This is a genomic window from Aureimonas sp. N4 (assembly GCF_001463925.1).
GTDB classification, from domain to species: Bacteria; Pseudomonadota; Alphaproteobacteria; order Rhizobiales; family Rhizobiaceae; genus Aureimonas; species Aureimonas ureilytica_A.
The window spans coordinates 138,476-154,371 of the sequence record NZ_BBWS01000030.1 but is presented as its reverse complement, the minus strand read 5'-3'; the positions used below and the strand labels follow the sequence as shown (position 1 = coordinate 154,371).

At 66.5% G+C, this 15,896-nt stretch carries 15 protein-coding genes; 5 read left to right on the top strand and 10 right to left on the bottom strand.

The window, feature by feature from the left end; genetic code table 11:
* Positions 1-600: extensin-like domain-containing protein (locus AUL28_RS09895; protein WP_192843430.1), on the top strand; the 600-nt coding region annotated here is incomplete at its 5' end.
* A gap of 153 nt (positions 601-753) precedes the next feature.
* The gene (gene mgrA / locus AUL28_RS09890) at positions 754-1,791 is read left to right on the top strand and encodes an L-glyceraldehyde 3-phosphate reductase (protein ID WP_062232030.1); all 1,038 of its coding nucleotides are present in this window, start codon (positions 754-756) and stop codon (positions 1,789-1,791) included.
* Between the two features lie 76 nt (positions 1,792-1,867).
* Here mgrA and AUL28_RS09885 read toward each other — a convergent pair whose 3' ends face one another.
* Positions 1,868-3,793, bottom strand: a complete 1,926-nt coding sequence (locus AUL28_RS09885; protein ID WP_062232028.1) for a M23 family metallopeptidase — start codon at positions 3,791-3,793, stop codon at positions 1,868-1,870.
* 377 nt (positions 3,794-4,170) lie between these two features.
* Between AUL28_RS09885 and tal the strand changes: the two genes are divergently transcribed.
* Complete coding sequence (gene tal, locus AUL28_RS09880; RefSeq protein ID WP_058601460.1) at positions 4,171-5,151, top strand: transaldolase; 981 nt, start codon at positions 4,171-4,173, stop codon at positions 5,149-5,151.
* A 67-nt stretch (positions 5,152-5,218) separates the two neighbouring features.
* On the opposite strand, the gene AUL28_RS09875 is transcribed toward tal, so the two are convergent.
* Genes AUL28_RS09875 through coxB form a run of 3 tightly spaced genes read right to left on the bottom strand, consistent with a single transcriptional unit; the run spans position 5,219 to position 8,810 of the window.
* Positions 5,219-5,566 (bottom strand): hypothetical protein, encoded by a 348-nt coding sequence (locus tag AUL28_RS09875; RefSeq protein ID WP_058601461.1) that lies wholly within the window; start codon positions 5,564-5,566, stop codon positions 5,219-5,221.
* Positions 5,563-8,112: a cytochrome c oxidase subunit I gene (gene ctaD, locus AUL28_RS09870; protein ID WP_062232026.1), complete on the bottom strand. Its 2,550-nt coding sequence runs from the start codon at positions 8,110-8,112 to the stop codon at positions 5,563-5,565. The genes AUL28_RS09875 and ctaD overlap by 4 nt, the downstream gene beginning before the upstream one ends.
* Positions 8,109-8,810 (bottom strand): cytochrome c oxidase subunit II, encoded by a 702-nt coding sequence (gene coxB / locus AUL28_RS09865; RefSeq protein WP_062232024.1) that lies wholly within the window; start codon positions 8,808-8,810, stop codon positions 8,109-8,111. Before coxB ends, ctaD begins: the two co-directional genes overlap by 4 nt.
* 33 nt (positions 8,811-8,843) lie before the next feature.
* Between coxB and AUL28_RS09860 the strand changes: the two genes are divergently transcribed.
* On the top strand, positions 8,844-9,356 hold the full coding sequence (locus AUL28_RS09860; RefSeq protein WP_058601464.1) for a DUF2231 domain-containing protein: 513 nt from the start codon (positions 8,844-8,846) through the stop codon (positions 9,354-9,356).
* Here AUL28_RS09860 and AUL28_RS09855 read toward each other — a convergent pair.
* The 6 genes from AUL28_RS09855 to AUL28_RS09830 all read right to left on the bottom strand — a co-directional run bounded on the left by AUL28_RS09855 (position 9,334) and on the right by AUL28_RS09830 (position 14,381).
* Complete coding sequence (locus AUL28_RS09855) at positions 9,334-9,840, bottom strand: CopD family protein (RefSeq protein ID WP_062232022.1); 507 nt, start codon at positions 9,838-9,840, stop codon at positions 9,334-9,336. The genes AUL28_RS09860 and AUL28_RS09855 overlap by 23 nt on opposite strands.
* Complete coding sequence (locus tag AUL28_RS09850) at positions 9,837-10,568, bottom strand: cytochrome c oxidase assembly protein (protein WP_062232020.1); 732 nt, start codon at positions 10,566-10,568, stop codon at positions 9,837-9,839. The genes AUL28_RS09855 and AUL28_RS09850 overlap by 4 nt, the downstream gene beginning before the upstream one ends.
* 444 nt (positions 10,569-11,012) lie before the next feature.
* A complete protein-coding gene (locus AUL28_RS09845) occupies positions 11,013-11,510 on the bottom strand; it encodes a hypothetical protein (RefSeq protein ID WP_062218042.1) in 498 nt (165 codons plus the stop codon).
* Between the two features lie 75 nt (positions 11,511-11,585).
* Positions 11,586-12,449 (bottom strand): MurR/RpiR family transcriptional regulator, encoded by an 864-nt coding sequence (locus AUL28_RS09840; protein WP_275477563.1) that lies wholly within the window; start codon positions 12,447-12,449, stop codon positions 11,586-11,588.
* Between the two features lie 68 nt (positions 12,450-12,517).
* Entirely contained in the window at positions 12,518-13,606 is a 1,089-nt protein-coding gene (locus AUL28_RS09835; protein ID WP_062232018.1) for an ABC transporter ATP-binding protein, read from the bottom strand.
* A gap of 10 nt (positions 13,607-13,616) precedes the next feature.
* A complete protein-coding gene (locus tag AUL28_RS09830; protein ID WP_062232017.1) occupies positions 13,617-14,381 on the bottom strand; it encodes an SDR family oxidoreductase in 765 nt (254 codons plus the stop codon).
* Between the two features lie 193 nt (positions 14,382-14,574).
* Between AUL28_RS09830 and AUL28_RS09825 the strand changes: the two genes are divergently transcribed.
* Positions 14,575-15,822, top strand: coding sequence for an ABC transporter substrate-binding protein (locus AUL28_RS09825; RefSeq protein WP_062232014.1), 1,248 nt, complete (start codon positions 14,575-14,577; stop codon positions 15,820-15,822).
* Positions 15,823-15,896: the final 74 nt, after the last annotated feature.

Sequence of the window (15,896 nt, the reverse complement as noted above, 5' to 3'; positions counted from 1 at the left end):
CCCGCCGTTCCCGACATGGCGGTGACGCCGGCTCAGACGGTGGAAGCCGCCGCCGCCGTTGAGGATACCGTCGCCTGCGAGAAGGAGTTGAAGGCGCGGGGCGCCGAGTTCACCGTGGGCGAGACGATCGCCGAGGGCGAATGCGGCGTCCTGCGTCCGGTTTCGCTGACGAAGCTCTCGTCGGGTGTCAAAGTCTCGCCGGGCACGACCTTTCTGTGCCGCACGGCCTTGGCGCTCGATATTTGGGTGAGCGAGGGCGTGGTGCCGGCCGCGAAGGAAGAGTTCGACGGGGCCAAAGTGAAGGCGCTGGGCCACGCCTCGACCTATAGCTGCCGCGCGCGGGCGAGCGAGTCCCGCATCTCGGAGCACTCACGCGGCAGCGCCATCGACATCGCCGCCTTCGAACTCGGCAACGGCAAGAGCGTGCCGGTGGAGGCGACCGAGCCCGGCACGGCGGAGGATCGCTTCGCCGCCAAAATCCGCCGCGCGGCCTGCGGCCCGTTCCGCACGGTGCTGGGGCCGGGAACGGACAATGACCACGGCACGCATCTTCATCTCGACATCGCCGCGCGGTCGCACGATTCGACCTATTGCCGATAGGATCTGGGGAGAGAAGGATCGGCAGCTGGCGCAACGATCGGTCTCGCACCCGGCTTTCCAGAATCCCTGTCGCCCTTATAGTCCCGCGCGGGGCTTGGCGCTCGAATCAGCCTTCGGGCGGAGCGCTGCGAGCTCAAGGGAAGGAAGCCTGACATGACCTATATCGCGGACGAGAAGCGCTACGGCGCGATGAGCTATCGGCGCTGCGGCCGATCGGGAATCGATCTTCCGGCCGTATCGCTCGGCCTCTGGCAGAATTTCGGCGGGACGGATGTCTACGAGACGGGCCGCGCCATCTTGCGTCGCGCCTTCGACCGGGGCGTCACGCATTTCGACCTCGCCAACAATTACGGCCCGCCCTATGGCTCGGCGGAAGAGAATTTCGGTCGCTGGATGGAGCAGGACTTCCGGCCCTATCGCGACGAACTCATTATCTCGTCCAAGGCCGGCTGGGACATGTGGCCCGGCCCTTACGGCAATTTCGGCTCGCGCAAGTATCTGATCGCCAGCCTCGATCAGAGCCTCAAGCGCATGGGGCTCGACTATGTCGATATTTTCTACCACCACCGCCCCGACCCCAAGACCCCGCTGGAAGAGACGATGGGCGCGCTCGACCAGATCGTGCGCTCGGGCAAGGCGCTTTATGTCGGCGTCTCTTCCTATTCGCCGGAGCTGACGCGCCGCGCCCATGCCATCCTGAAGGAGATGGGCACCCCGTTGCTGATCCATCAGCCCTCCTATTCCATGCTCAACCGCTGGACCGAGGACGGGCTGCTCGACACGCTGACGGAACTCGGCGTCGGCTGCATCGCCTTCTCGCCGCTGGCGCAGGGCTTGCTGACCAACAAATATCTGAACGGCGTGCCGCAGGATTCGCGCGCCGCCAAGGAAGGCTCCTTCTCCACCGGCCTTGTGACGGAAGAGAATATCGGCCGCATCCGCGCGCTGCACGCCATCGCCGAGCGGCGCGGCCAGTCGCTGGCGCAGATGGCGATCGCCTGGGTCCTGCGCAATGAGCGCGTGACCTCGGCTCTGATCGGCGCGCGCACGGTGCAGCAGCTCGATTCCTCGCTCGACGCGCTCGCCAACACGAGCTTCTCGGGCGAAGAGCTGTCCGACATCGACCGTCACGCGACCGAGGGCGGCATCGACCTCTGGCGCTCGCAATCCTCGATCCAGCCTCAGGAATAGGCGGCGGATCGCCTCAAACGCGAAAGGGCGGGGCCTTGCGGCTCCGCCCTTTTTTCATGCGCCGATGATAGGCTCGTCAGCGGCCGGCGACGTGCATTTCGGCCGCGCTGTCCTTCAGGATGTTCTCGATGCGCTGGCGCTCCTTGGTGAAGGCCTCCAGCTGCTCGCCCGACAATTGCCGCCCATTGGGCAGGCGGATGCGCATGGGATCGACGCGCGTTCCGTTGACGCTCACTTCGTAATGGAGATGGTTGCCGGTGGAGAGACCGGTGGAGCCGACATAGCCAATGATCTGGCCCTGGCGCACCCGCGCCCCGGCGACCACGCCCTTGGCGATCTGACTCTGGTGCGAATAGGAGGTCTCGTAGCCATTGGCGTGCTTGATCACGGTCTGCTGGCCGTTGCCGGTGGACCAGCCGGCGCGCACCACTGTCCCTGAGCCCGACGCCAGAATGGGCGTGCCGCGCGGCGCGGCCCAGTCGACGCCCCAGTGCATGCGCGAATAGCCCAGAATGGGATGCCGGCGCGAGCCGAAGGGGGAGGTGAAGCGCCCGTTCGGGACGGGGTTGCGGAGTAGGAACTGTTTCGAGGAGCGGCCTTCCTCGTCGTAGTAGTCGGCCTGTCCGTCGTCGGGCGTGAAGAATCGATAGAAGCGCTTGGTGTCGCCGCCGAACTTGGCCTCGACATAGAGAATCTGGGAATCGGCCGTCGCGGTCTGCTTGCCCTCTTCGAGCGAATAGAGAATCGTCAGCCTGTCGTCGCGTTCGAGCCGCGCCTGATAATCCACATCGGCGGCCAGAATGCGGATCAGCTTCTGGCAGAGCCGGTTGTCGAGCCCATAGGCGAGTCCGGCCTGATAGATGCCGTCATAGACGGTCGGCATGTTCTGGCGCAGCGGCGCTTCGGTGGCGTTCTCGTCGAAGGCCTCGGCCACCGATCGGCTGAGCGCCGGCTCGGGCGCCTGCCGGAACGCGCCGCGATCGTCCAGCCCGACAGTCGCCAGATGTTTCGTGCCGCGATAGGCCGACAGGCGAACGATGCGCGAGCCGTCGCCATCGGGCTCCAGCCCCAGGCGCAGCACCTCGCCGGCATCCAGCGCGTTGCGACCAAGCAACTGCCCGAGGCTTGTGGCGGCCTCGCTCGCCTCTTCGTGGCCGCTGTCGTCCAGCGCGTCCTGGATGGAGCGCTCCTCGCGGAAGGGGACGATCTCCTCGAAATAGCGCGCCGAGCGCTCGCCCGCGCCCTCCGAGGCCGAGACCGAGACGTTCTCGCGAATGACGCGGAAGGCCGAGCCCGGCACATATTCGTCGGCATCCGACATGCCGCCGCCAAAGCGGCTGGCGTCGAAGGGCTGGATGGCCGCGACCTGCACCGGGGCGGCATTGCGCTTGGGCGCGGCGGCCCGCACCAGAAGCTCGGCTTCCTTGGTGCCGATATCGGCGAACTTGTCGGCCGGGGCGGCGAAGTCGAAGGCCTGCATGGAGACGTCCACGTCCGCCTCGACCTTGGCCTCGTAGATCTGGCCCGTCTCGGGCGGCGGGGCGGTGTCGGGCTCGTCGTCGTCGGCCAGTACCTTCATCGCGTCGAAGGCGGGATAGGAGCCGGTGGTGGGATGGCGCGCGCCCAGAAGCATGGAAGCATAGGCGAAGGGCATGGTGCGCAGCACTTCGCGCTTGCCGTCGCGGATCAAGGTCGGCACCTCGATGGTGGAGCGGTTGCGGTCGATCGGGATCGGGGTCGCGAACACGCGCTCGCCCTTTTCCGAGAGATCGCTGACGGCGGCCGCCGCCACGCTCACCACCGCCGGGCGCACCAGAATATGGTGCCCGTCATGGGCGGCCGAGAGGGCGATGCCCATGAGCGCGGTGGAGGTGATGCCGGTCAGCAGCGTTCCCGCCAACCAGCGGGCCGATACCTGACGGCGATCGGGCTTGCGCCTGCGGTCGGCGACCAGCGGCGGCTCATTGCCGAAGTCCGGTTTGGCGTAACGTTCGTGGTGCATTCACGTCCCGTCTGAACTGCGACCGGCTTCGAACCCGACTGAGGCGGTTTCGCGACGGCAAGAGCGCGCGGCTCATACCGGCTCTTTACTGTCGCATCCGGGCCACAGGTCCCCTGACGGTTGCAGATAGAGCGGATGGGGTCGGCGTCTGTCAACCTTTCGGCAAGGTTTGTGCGAACCGTCCACACGAGAAGACGCGAGCGAGCGCGTCGCGGAATTGTCGTGGAAGGGATTGGGAGCTAAACAAGTTGGCAGAGAATCCGGCGCGTTCTGCCGAAACTTCGTGCCATCCGCCTTGCGCCTGCGCATCCCGGACGACACATCAGAGACACAGCGCCGTTTTCGACTCACACCAACTTCGACGAATGGAACATCCGATGGCATCCAAGCTCGACCAACTTCGTGAGATGACCACCGTCGTCGCCGACACGGGCGACATTGAGGCGGTTCGCGAGCTTCGGCCGGTGGACTGCACGACCAACCCGACCATCGTTCTGAAGGCGCTCGGCACGCCCATGTTCGACGACGCCTTCGCCGAGGCGCTGAGCTGGGGCCAGTCCAAGGGCGGTGACGGCCGCTCCGTCGCCAATGCCGTGGCCGATCGCCTCGCGGTGTCCGTCGGCGCCGCGCTGGCCGAGCTCGTTCCCGGCCGCGTTTCGACCGAAGTCGATGCCGACCTGTCCTTCGACGTGGAAGGCTCGGTGAACCGCGCCCGCCACATCATCGCAGACTACAAGGAGCGCGGCGTCGACCGGGAGAAGATCCTGATCAAGCTCGCCGCCACCTGGGAAGGCATCCGCGCCGCCGAAGTCCTTCAGAAGGAGGGGATCGACACCAATCTGACGCTGATCTTCTCGAAGGCCCAGGCCATTGCCTGCGCCGATGCCGGCGTCTTCCTGATCTCGCCCTTCGTCGGCCGCATCATGGACTGGTACGCCAAGTCCACCGGCAAGACCTACGGACCTGAGGAAGATCCGGGCGTCCTGTCGGTTCGCTCGATCTACGACTACTACAAGTCCAACGGCATCAAGACCGTCGTCATGGGCGCTTCGTTCCGCAATGTGGGCGAGATCGAGGCTTTGGCGGGCTGCGACCGCCTGACCATCTCGCCGGCGCTGCTCAAGGAACTCGCGAACGACCAAGGCACGCTGGAGCGTAAGCTTTCGCCCGAGACGTTCAACAAGGTCGATCCGATCACGATGGACGAGCGCACCTTCCGTTGGGCGCTGAACGAGGACGCTATGGCGACCGAAAAGCTCGCCGAGGGCATCCGCTCCTTCGCCAAGGATCTGCGCGAGCTACGCAGCATCGTCGGCAAGCGCCTCGAAGGCGGCCCGGCGGCCGTCGCCGCGCAGTAAGCGCGACGTCTTCATCACGTGTCGAGCGGCGGCCTTCAGGCCGCCGTTTTCGTTTCCGGCGCAGGAATCAGAGGCAGAGCGTCAGGCCGAGGATCGGCCCGTAATTGACGATCGTCACCACCACTGCGGCCCAGGTCGCATGAAGCGCGGCCCAGCCGAGAAAGGCGTCGGCCTCGCCCGCTTTCTGCGCTCGCATTCGGCATAGCCACCAGAGGGCGCCGAGCGCTGCGAGATGCGCGAGCCACAGCGCGATGAGAACTGCGCGAAGGGCGCTGACCGGACCTAGAGAAGCAGTGTCCCATCCAAAGGCGCAGCCGACCGACAGCGCGCCATAAAGCACGACAAAGGCCGAACTCCAAATCACGAAGCCGGCGACCAGCAGAATCAGCGAGGGAAGCCGCAGGGCAAGTTTCACAGCGCGGCCTCCCGCAGCGGCAGGAGAAAGGCTAACGCCGCGATGAGCAGACAGGCCAGAAGCGTGGTCGCCGCCGTATAGTCGTGCCAGAGCGCGCCGATGCGAAGGTCCCCGCTGCGCCGGGCCGAGACATAGCCGGCTTTGACGCGCCAGAACCCGAAGCCGGCGAAGACCACGCCGAGCCCGGCATGAACAGCGACATAGAAGAGCAAGGCCGAAACGCTGGCATAGGCCGCGTGGCTCGTCGGCGCGGGCAGGCTTTGCCCGATGGTCGCCAGCGCCAGCCCGGCTGCGATGGCTTGGGCGGCGAGCGCCAGCGCCAGAAGCGTGAGCGAAGGCGCGCCGCTGCGCGGGAGTGGGCGCAGCGCCAGCCGGCTGGCGGCGCTGGCGCCCAGCGCGGCGAGAGCGATCAAGGCGAGCCGGACAAGGGGCGCATCGAAGCCGCCTGGGGGCGGCCAGCCCGGCGCGACCAGCCAGAGAAACAGCGTGCCGAAGGCGAGCGAGGCGAAGATCGTGCCATCGGCGAGAAGCAGAAAGACCATGGCCCACCAGGACAGAGGCCGCTCGGTTTCCGCCTGGGTCGGCAGCGACAGGCCGCGCCCGGCCGGGAGGGCACCGAGATCGGCCTTCGCGCCCGACGCCGGCGTCCAGGCGAGGAACAGGCCGAGCACCAGAAGCGGTAGAAGGAGGGAAGCCCAGTAGAGCTTGAACAGAAGCGACAGGACGAACAGCCCGATCGCCGCCGCCGTCGCAAGCGGCAGGAATGTCGGCTTCGGCAGAATGGCGATGGCCTCGGGTCTGGCGGAATTCATCGAGACGACCAGCGTTTCCTGCCACCCATTGCGGGGCGTCGCGAGATAGCCTTGCCCGGCGGCGAGTTCCCGCCCGAGATCGGGCGTGTCGTGCAACGGGTCGCGCGAGGCGACCTCCGGCAGGGCGGCGAAGGCGTAGGAGGGCGGGGGCGTCGCGGTCGCCCATTCCAGCGTGCCGGCGCGCCAGGGATTACGCGGCGCGACGCGGCCGAGGCGGAACTGGAACAGCATGTCCACCGCGAAGAGCGCGAAGCCCATGGTCATGACGAAGCCGCCCATCGAGGACACGAGATTGGGCAGGTCCCAGCCATAGCCGGTGTCGTAAGTGTAATAGCGCCGGGGCATCCCGTAGAGCCCGGTCAGGTGCATGATCAGGAAGGTCGCGTTGAAGCCGAGAAAGATCAGCCAGAAGGCGACGATGCCGACCTTGTAGACCGGCTCGCGCCCGGTGAAATGCGGCAGCCAGTAATAGGCGGCGGCGAGCATGGGGAAGATGAAGCCGCCTACCAGCACGTAATGCATATGGGCGACGACGAATTGCGTGTCGTGCACCTGCCAGTCGAAGGGCACGATGGCGAGCATGACGCCGGTCAGCCCGCCGCAGACGAAGACGAAGAAGAAGCCGAGGAGGTACAGCATCGGCACGGTCAGCTTCGGCCGGCCGGCCATCATCGTGCCGATCCAGAGAAAGATCTGAATGCCGGTCGGCACGGCGACGAGGACGCTCGCGGCCGAGAAGAAGCCCTGCGCCAGATGCGGGATGCCCACCGTGAACATGTGGTGGACCCAGAGGCCGAAGGACAGGAAGCCCATGGCCGTGACCGCCACGACGATCCAGGAATAGCCGAGGATCGCGCGCCCGACGAGAACCGGCAGAATGGTCGAGATGACGCCCGCCGCCGGCAGGAAGATGATGTAGACCTCCGGGTGGCCGAAGAGCCAGAAGAGATGCTGCCAGAGAAGCGCATCGCCCCCGCGCGTCGGGTCGAAGAAGGGCAGGTCGAAGGCGCGCTCGGCCTCCAGAAGGATCGAGCCGAGGATCAGCGGCGGGAAGCCCACCAGCATCATGCCGGCGGTGACGAGAATGTACCAGGCAAAGAGCGGCATTCGTGCCAGACTCATGCCCGGCGCGCGCAGCTTCAGGATCGAGACGGTCAGCTCGATGGCCGCGCCCATGGCCGAAATCTCGACGAAGGTGATGCCGAGCAGCCAGACATCGGCATTGATGCCCGGCGAATAGGTGCCGGACGAGAGCGGCGTGTACATGAACCAGCCGGAATTGGGCGCATAGCCCGCCAGCATGGCCAGGATCAGGATCGAGCCGCCGAAGACATAGCAATAGAAACCGAAGGCCGAGAGGCGGGGAAAGGCCAGGTCCCGTGCGCCCAGCATCTTGGGCAGGAAATACATGGCCACCCCTTCGAACATCGGGATGGCGAAGAGGAACATCATCACCGTGCCATGCATGGTGAAAATCTGGCTGTAGAGTTCGGGGCCGACGAAGCCGCTATGGGCGGTGGCGAGCTGCGCGCGGATCAGCATGGCGAGCACGCCGCCAATGGCGAAGAAGGTGAAGGCCGCGATGATGAAGCGGCGGCCGATCACCGTATGATTGACGGCCGACAGCCGGCCCCAGCCGGGCGGCGTGTGCCAGATGCGCTCCAGGGCGAGATGCAGCGCGGCCGGCGACAGTGGCGACCCAGGGGCTTGTGTCGGCGTCGGGGTCTCGCTCAAGGCGCGGGCTCCTGCGAGAGGGAGGGGGCGGGGGCCGCAGCGAGCGCCTGATCGAGCGCCGCCTCGAAACTTTCGGGCGGATGGGCGATCACCGAAAAGCTCATCTCGGCATGGCCCGTGCCGCAGAACTCGGCGCAGACGCCGCCATAGGTGCCCGGCCGGTCGGCCTGGAGGCGGATCACGTTCACGTGGCCGGGAATGGCGTCGATCTTGCCACCCAGACGCGGCACCCAGAAGGCGTGGATCACGTCCGTGCCGATGACCGCGACGTCGATCGGCTGGTTGGCCGGCACATGCAGCACAGTCTCCGTCGCGCCCTCGCGGCCGGGATAGCGGAACTCCCAGCGCCATTGATACGGCCGGGCTTCGACGCGCACGAGGCCGGGCGCGCCGGGATGGGCCAAAAGCCGCTCCCCTGTCGCGAGCGCGAAGACGAGAAGCGCGGTAAGGACGACGCCGGGAAAGGCGAGCCCGCCCCAGACGAGCCAGCGCTTGGGCGGAATGTCCTGGCCCCAGCCGGGCTTCAGGAAGGCGAAGGCGACGAGCGCCAGCACGAGAGCGAGAATGGCACTCGCGCCCGAGAGCATGACCCACCAGAGCGTCGCGGTGGACTGCGCCGCCGGTCCGGCTGGATCGAGAATCGACAGCTTGCCGGCGCAGCCCGAAAGCCCAAGTGAAAGGGCGAGGGGCGCGATCAAGCGTGCCGGCTGAGGCAGGGGCGAGGAAACAATATGTCCGAGGCGAATTCGTCCACTCGATCCGGCGTCAGCCCCGTTATCAGCAAAGTGGCGGAAAAGGACATTTCGTCGGCCATCGCGGTGGCGGGCCATCCGGTTCACGCCATGGCCGTGCATTTTCCGATCGCGCTCGCCATCGCGACGCTCGGCAGCGACGTGTTCTACTGGTGGTCGGCCGATCCGTTCTGGGTGCGCTGCGGCCTCTGGGCGGCGGGCTTCGCCTTTCTGACGGGCATCGGCGCGGGGCTGGTCGGCACGATGGAGCTGATCTTCGTGCCGGGCATCCGGGCGAGAGCGGCCAGCTGGACCCACGCCATCGCGGCCATGACACTGATTTCCGTCATGGGCATGAACTGGGGTCTCAGGCTGACGCAGCCGGACGCCGTTCTGCCGCTCGGCCTGTTCCTCTCGGTTCTGGGCGGCGCGCTGACCGGGCTGGCGGGCTGGCATGGGGGCAAGCTGATCCTGCATCATGGCGTCGGCATCATGGTGTCAGACGACGAATGAGACCGCGCCCGAACTCGCCCAGCGCGCCCGGCCGATGAAACAGGTCGGGCACGAGGGCGAGATCGACGGTCGGCTTTGCAAGCACCAGCCAGAGAATGGCGAGCAACGTCAGCGACAGGACGACGAGCGCGGACACCATGCGCCAGGCCCGAAAATGCTTCTCGTCTTCGAACAGCGAGAGGATCACCAGTCCCGTCCAGACATGAAGCCCGGTGAGCACGCCGACGAACAGAAGTTTCAGCGCGAACCAGGCGGTGAAGACCTCGCGCAGGAGGATCAGCGCCGTGCCCGACGCGATGGCGAGAAAGGCCGCCGGAGAGATCACGACGATATAGGCAAATCGCGTGAAGGCGTGGAGCCGATGAAGGGGCGGCCCGTGGCCCGCTGCCTCGCGCTGGTTCATCAGGACGGGCAGAAGCAGCAGCCCGCCGCACCAGATCACCAGCGCCGCGATATGAAGGCTCTTGGTCCAGACGAGGATCACGCCGCGCGCTCCTCGGTCCTTAAGTGCGTGGCGAGCGCCAGAAGCGCGGCGAGGAGATAGGGCAGGTTGGCGGGTACCCACATCAGGAGCCCGGCCAATTGCTGGTCCTCCAGCGCCGAAAGGCCATAGGGCAGGGTCGACAGGAAATGCGGGGCGTAGAGCGGATCGGGCGCGAAGGTGATGAGCGCGCCGAGAAGGCCCATCTGCGCGACGATGCCGAGATGGATCAGAAGAACCCGCATCAACGGCGCGCCGGGCGCCAGCAACCCGCGCCAGAGCACCACGGCCGAGCCGAGCAGCGAGAGTTCCATCAGCCAGTAGATCGCGTCATGGCTGAGCGCGAGAGCATAGGGCGCGGGCGCGTGCCAGAGCCAGACCAGCACGACATGGACCAGCGCCAGCACGGAAAGGCCGGCCAGCGGAAAGGCTCGCCTTTGCGGCCAAGCGAGCGCCAGAAGAGGGGCGGCCAGTGAGATGAGCAGGAGGTGATGGACGACCCGCACCGAGAACAGCGCGGAGGACAGCGCACAGAGCGGCGAGACGAAGGCGAGAAACAGCGAGGCGATCGCCAGACGATGCCAGAGACGGGCGGGACCGGAGCGCCCGCGCAATCGCCATTCGCCGCCCGCGAGCGTCAGGGCGAGAAGCGCCAGAACGATGGGGTCGAGATTCCAAGCCGATAGGAGATCGGCCGGCGCGGGCGGCGCGCCGCAATAGGGAATGGTCACGTCGGATGGTCCGGCCTTCGAGGGATTTTCGCCAAGAGGGGCGGGGCTCAGTGTTTTCAAAGGGTAAGGCGCTGCACGCTCGCGGCAATGTCTGCCGACCCTTCGCAGTGCGCCTCGCGAAGCCGTGATCGAAGAGCGGGGTGTGGAAGCTGCAGCCGTTGGCGTTGTGGACGTGCAACGGAGGGTGCGGATTACCTTGTGAATGCAAAAGGCCGAGCCGCGTCCCGCCCAGCCTGTGGTGAACGGTGTCTCATCCGTCAGCCGCGCAGGCGTCTCGCACCGTTCTATGAAGTCGCACCGACGAACTGGCCGCGCTCGTCGGCTGCTCCGTGCCTTCTGGCTTCGCGTGAATCGAGCGTTGCCACCACGTAGATTCGATGGCTTGGCCGGTGGCGGCGGCCAGCCCTGACAAGACGCAGGGCGGCTTTCGCGCCGCCCCTTGCCTCATGCGGTGCGGGCGCGCCCGAGTGGGAAGGGCATGTATCCGACGAAGCCCGTCAGCTTCCACTGACCATTGATGCGGCTCGCGAAATAGAGCGTCTGCCAGCTCAGGACCTCGACGCCACCGCCTTCCAGCGCCAAAGTGCCGTCGAACTTTTTGTGTGCCACGGCCCGGTCGCCCGAAATGTCGATGTCGCGCAGGTTCGTCGCGCGGAACAAGGCCTCGCGCACGGGCTCGGCATAGCGGATGAGCTTGGCGGCCTCGGCTTGGCGCAACCACTCGTCGCGGTAGGATTCCAGCGTCGGAAAGGCGAGACGCCAGGAATCGGGGATTTCGGACTTGTGCGCATGGAGGCCGAAGAAGCGGTCATGCGCGAAATCGCCATCCACCAGGGACCAGTCGGCGGCCAAAAACGCGTCGATGTCCCGCTCCACCAGCATCTGCCAAAGCGTGTGGCGGTCGGCATCGCCGGGCGGAAAGGGGTTCTCGGTCGGGAGCATCAAGGGTTCCTTGTCAGATGGGGGCGTCCGCGAAGGCGGCTGCGCGTCTTCACGAGGACACGGGCGGCATGGAGATCAATCTCCGATCGGCAGCGCCGGATCGGGCGCGGCATGGGCGTTGAGGTTCTGCCGGATGCGCCGCAGCCCTTCGAACATGCGGGGGCCGATCGCCTCGGCGGTGGAAAGGGCGAGAATGTCCACCAGCGCCAGAAGCGCGTAGCGGCTGGAACTCGGCTTGTAGAGATTGCCGTCCTCGACATTCTCGAAGGGCAGGAGCATGTCGCAGCCGCGCGCCAGCGGCGAGCCGGGGGCGGTGATGGCGAGGATCTCCGCGCCATAGGAGCGCGCGATGGCGCTGGCCTCCACGATGCTGCGCCCATGGCCGGAGACCGAGAGCGCCAGAACCGCCGTGCCGGGGCCGGCGACGCTGGCGAGCATCCGCTGCATCTGCCCGTCCGCCTCGGCCCTGATGTCGAGCCCCAGCCGGAACAGGCGGTTTTCCAGTTCCTTGGCCAGCATGGAGGAGGTGCCGCCCGAGCCGAGCGCCAGGATGCGCCGACTATTGGCAAGGCGCAGCGCCATGCGCGCCACCATGTCCCGATCGAGGGAGGCGCGGATGCGCGAGAGGGCGGCCGAAGCCCCGTCATAGACCGCGTCGGCTGCATGGCCGGGCTCGCCCTGCGGTGGGCTCGTGTCGGCGTCGAGATAGAGGCCGCCGACGGCCAGCGCCTGCGCCAGCCGAAACTTGAAATCCGCCGTTCCCCGGCAGCCAAGCGCGCGGGCAAAGCGCGTGACCGTTGGCTCCGACGTGCCGCAGCGCTCTGCGATCTCCGCGATCGAGCCGGTCGAGGCGAGGCGCGTGTTGGTGAGGACGAAGGCGGCCAGCCGACGCTCCGTCTTGGTGCCGCTTTCCGTCATCGCGCGCAGCCGGGCGATGATGTCGAAGCCGGGCGCATGGGCGCGTCCACCCGAGGGCGGCGACGGCTCCCGCGCGCCTTCGCGTGGCCTCACGCGGCGAGCGCCCGTTCCACGCGCCGCCCGCTGGAGGCTTCGAAGAGATGGCAATCATCCGGCGCGACGGTGAGCGGCAGGATTTCGCCCGGCTGTGCCACCACGCGCTCGGACAGGACGACGCGCACGGCCGTTTCGCCGATCGTGCCATAGACATGAGTTTCCGCCCCGGTCGGCTCCACCACGCCGACCTTCAGCGGCAAGCCGCCGTCGCCCGTGCGGCGGAAGCGTTCCGGCCGGATACCGACGAGGAAGTCAGTGCCCTCGGTGGCAGGCGCGACGAGCGGCAGGGCAGGGCCACCTGTGCCGAAGGCCATGTCGGCCAGCGCCAGCACCCCATCACTGCCGCGCCGCGCGGGCAGGAGGTTCATGGGCGGCGAGCCGAGAAAGCCGGCGACGAAGATGTTGGCGGGCCGATCGTAAAGCTCCAGCGGCGCGCCGACCTGCTCGATCCGGCCCGCGTTCATGACCACGATCCGATCCGCCATGGTCATGGCCTCGATCTGATCATGCGTGACATAGACGATGGTGGAGCCGAGCGTCTGGTGCAGGGCCTTGATCTCGGTGCGCATCTGCATCCGCAGCTTGGCGTCGAGATTGGAGAGCGGCTCGTCGAACAGGAAAAGGTCGGGCTCGCGCATGATGGCGCGGCCCATGGCCACGCGCTGGCGCTGGCCGCCCGAAAGCTGAGCCGGCTTACGGTCGAGATAGGGGCCGAGATTGAGAATGTCGGCGGCCTTTTTCAGCCGGCTCTCCGTCTTGGCCGGCTCGTCGCCGCGCACCTTCGGTCCGTAGAGGATGTTGTCGCGCACGCTCATATGCGGAAACAGCGCGTAGGATTGAAACACCATGGCGATGTTGCGCTTCTGCGGCGGCAGGTCGTTGGCGCGCTTGCCCCCGATGCGAAGCTCGCCGGAGGAAACGGTGTCGAGGCCCGCGATCATGCGAAGCAGGGTGGACTTGCCGCAGCCGGACGGGCCGACCAGCACGATGAATTCGCCGTCCCGCACCTCCAGATCGAGCCCGTGCAGGATGTCGAGCGGTCCGTAGCGTTTCTGGAGCGCGTGAAGGCTGAGTTCGGCCATGACGGTCCTTTCAGGAAATCGCGTCGACGAAGGGCGGGTTGCCGGCCGACAGGCCCGCGTCCACGGGAAGCGCTACGCCGGTGATGCCGGAACTGGCGGGCGAGGCGAGGAAGAACACGGACTCGGCCACCTCCGCGGGGGTCACCATGCGGCGCATCGGATAAAGCGGGGCGATGCGGCCGAGGAGATCGGGCTTCTCGGCGAAGCGGTGGTCCCAAGCCTGCGTGCGCACCGAGCCGGGGCAGACCGCATTGGCGCGCACCCCGTCCGGCCCCGCTTCCACGGCGATGGCCCGCATATAGGCCAGAAGTCCGGCCTTGGCGGCGGAATAGGCGGGGTTGCCATAGTGCCCGAGCGCATTCACCGACGAGACGAAGACGAAAGCCCCCGAGCCCCGCTGGCGCATGCCCGACAGGAGGGGCGTTGCCAGATCGCGTGTGCCGGTGAGATTGATGGCGAGTTCCCGTCGCCACGCCTCGTCATCCGTCGTTTCCAGCGTCTCGGCGCGCGTCCAGCCGGCATTGGAGACGAAGATATCCGGCACGCCGGCTTCCGCCATCACGCGCCGTGCCGCCTCACGGCAGGCGGCGGGGTCGGCCAGATCGAAGCCGAGGCGCAGAACGATGGCGGGGTTCTGGACGCCGGCCAGCGCCTCCTCGCTCAAATCGCACAGGATCAGCCGAGCGCCGGAGGCGGCGAAGCGCTCCACCAGCGCGCCGCCGATGCCGCCGCAGGCGCCCGTGATCAGAACGAGGGGAGAGGAGGAATCCGGCATGGAGGCTCACGGCAGGAAGCGGAACGAACGCGATGCTGTTCGCCAAAATGAAAAAAAGCAACGGGAAAAACTCAACGAACTGCCTAACGAATGGGCTTGCGAAAATTTTTTACATGGAGAACCATCACGGCGTTTCGTCATCGGCAGGGGAACCGAACGATCGGTCCGCGCCGCGAAGGAGGATCGGTTTCCCATGCGCATCGCATCTCGTTGGACCACGCGCGCCGCGCGCCTCGCTCTTTCCGGCGTCGCGCTTCTGGCCCTTTTGGCCGCAGCCGAGGCCGGCACCGTTCGCGTCACCGTGGCGGAATATTCCGCCAAGACCGGGCCCTACTTCGAGAAGGTCGCCAAAGACTTCGAAGCGGCCCATCCCGGCACCGACATTCAGATCGAGGTCGTGCCCTGGGACAGCCTCCAGCAGAAGCTGACCACCGACATTTCGGCCGGTACGAATTCCGACCTGTCCATCATCGGCACGCGCTGGTTGCTCGACTTCGTCAGCCAAGGCATTGCGGAGCCTCTCGACGGCTATATGGATCAGGCCTTCAAGGACCGGTTCATCCCGACCTTCCTCACCCCCTCGGTGATGGAGGGCAAGACCTACGGCCTGCCGATCGCGGCCTCTGCGCGTGCCATGTATTATAACAAGGACCTCTTCCAGAAGGCCGGCGTCGCCGACGCGCCGAAAACCTGGGCCGAGCTGGAAGACGCGGCCAAGAAGATCTCTGCGCTGGGCGATGGCGTCTATGGTTTCGGCCTCCAGGGCAAGGAAATCGAGACCGACGTCTATTACTATTACGGCATGTGGTCCTACGGATCGGAGATCGTGAAGGACGGCAAGTCCGGCCTGTCCTCGCCGCAAGCGGCCGAAGCTGCCAAGCTCTACAAGCGCATGATCGACGAGAAGGCGACCCAGCCCGGCGTCACGTCCTATTCGCGCGAGGACGTGCAGAACCTCTTCAAGCAGGGCAAGCTCGGCATGGTCATCACCGCGCCCTTCCTGTCCAACCAGATTCGCGACGAAGCGCCCAACCTGAAATACGGGGTCACCGCCATTCCCGCCGGCCCGACCGGCGACAAGGGCACCTATGGCGTGACCGATTCGATCATCATGTTCCAGAATTCCAAGAACAAGAAAGAGGCGTTCGAATTCCTCGACTACCTGTTCCAGACGCCGCAGCGCGTCGCCTTCACCGTCAACGAAGGCTTCCTGCCCGTCGAGAAGGAAGAAGCTGAGGATAAGCATTTCACCGACAGCGCCGATCTCAAGGTCTTCACCAGCCTCCTGCCGGACGCCCGCTTCGCGCCCGTCATTCCCGGCTGGGAAGAGATCGCCGACCTCACCACCAATGCCCTCCAGAGCATCTATCTCGGCAAGGAAGAGGTCGAACCCGCGCTGAAGGCCGCCGCCGAGAAGGCGGACGCGATCCTGAAGCAGTAGGCGTGTGAACGCGGGGGACGCTGTCCCCCGCACCCCCTGCCAGGGGAAATGATTTCCCCTGGACCCCTCCTTCT

Bases quoted from the DNA above. Each gene is read 5' to 3' on its own strand.
- mgrA (WP_062232030.1), top strand. From the start codon at position 754: ATGACCTATATCGCGGACGAGAAGCGCTACGGCGCGATGAGCTATCGG.
- AUL28_RS09885 (WP_062232028.1), bottom strand. From the start codon at position 3,793: ATGCACCACGAACGTTACGCCAAACCGGACTTCGGCAATGAGCCGCCG.
- tal (WP_058601460.1), top strand. From the start codon at position 4,171: ATGGCATCCAAGCTCGACCAACTTCGTGAGATGACCACCGTCGTCGCC.
- AUL28_RS09860 (WP_058601464.1), top strand. From the start codon at position 8,844: ATGTCCGAGGCGAATTCGTCCACTCGATCCGGCGTCAGCCCCGTTATC.
- AUL28_RS09845 (WP_062218042.1), bottom strand. From the start codon at position 11,510: ATGCTCCCGACCGAGAACCCCTTTCCGCCCGGCGATGCCGACCGCCAC.
- AUL28_RS09835 (WP_062232018.1), bottom strand. From the start codon at position 13,606: ATGGCCGAACTCAGCCTTCACGCGCTCCAGAAACGCTACGGACCGCTC.
- AUL28_RS09830 (WP_062232017.1), bottom strand. From the start codon at position 14,381: ATGCCGGATTCCTCCTCTCCCCTCGTTCTGATCACGGGCGCCTGCGGC.
- AUL28_RS09825 (WP_062232014.1), top strand. From the start codon at position 14,575: ATGCGCATCGCATCTCGTTGGACCACGCGCGCCGCGCGCCTCGCTCTT.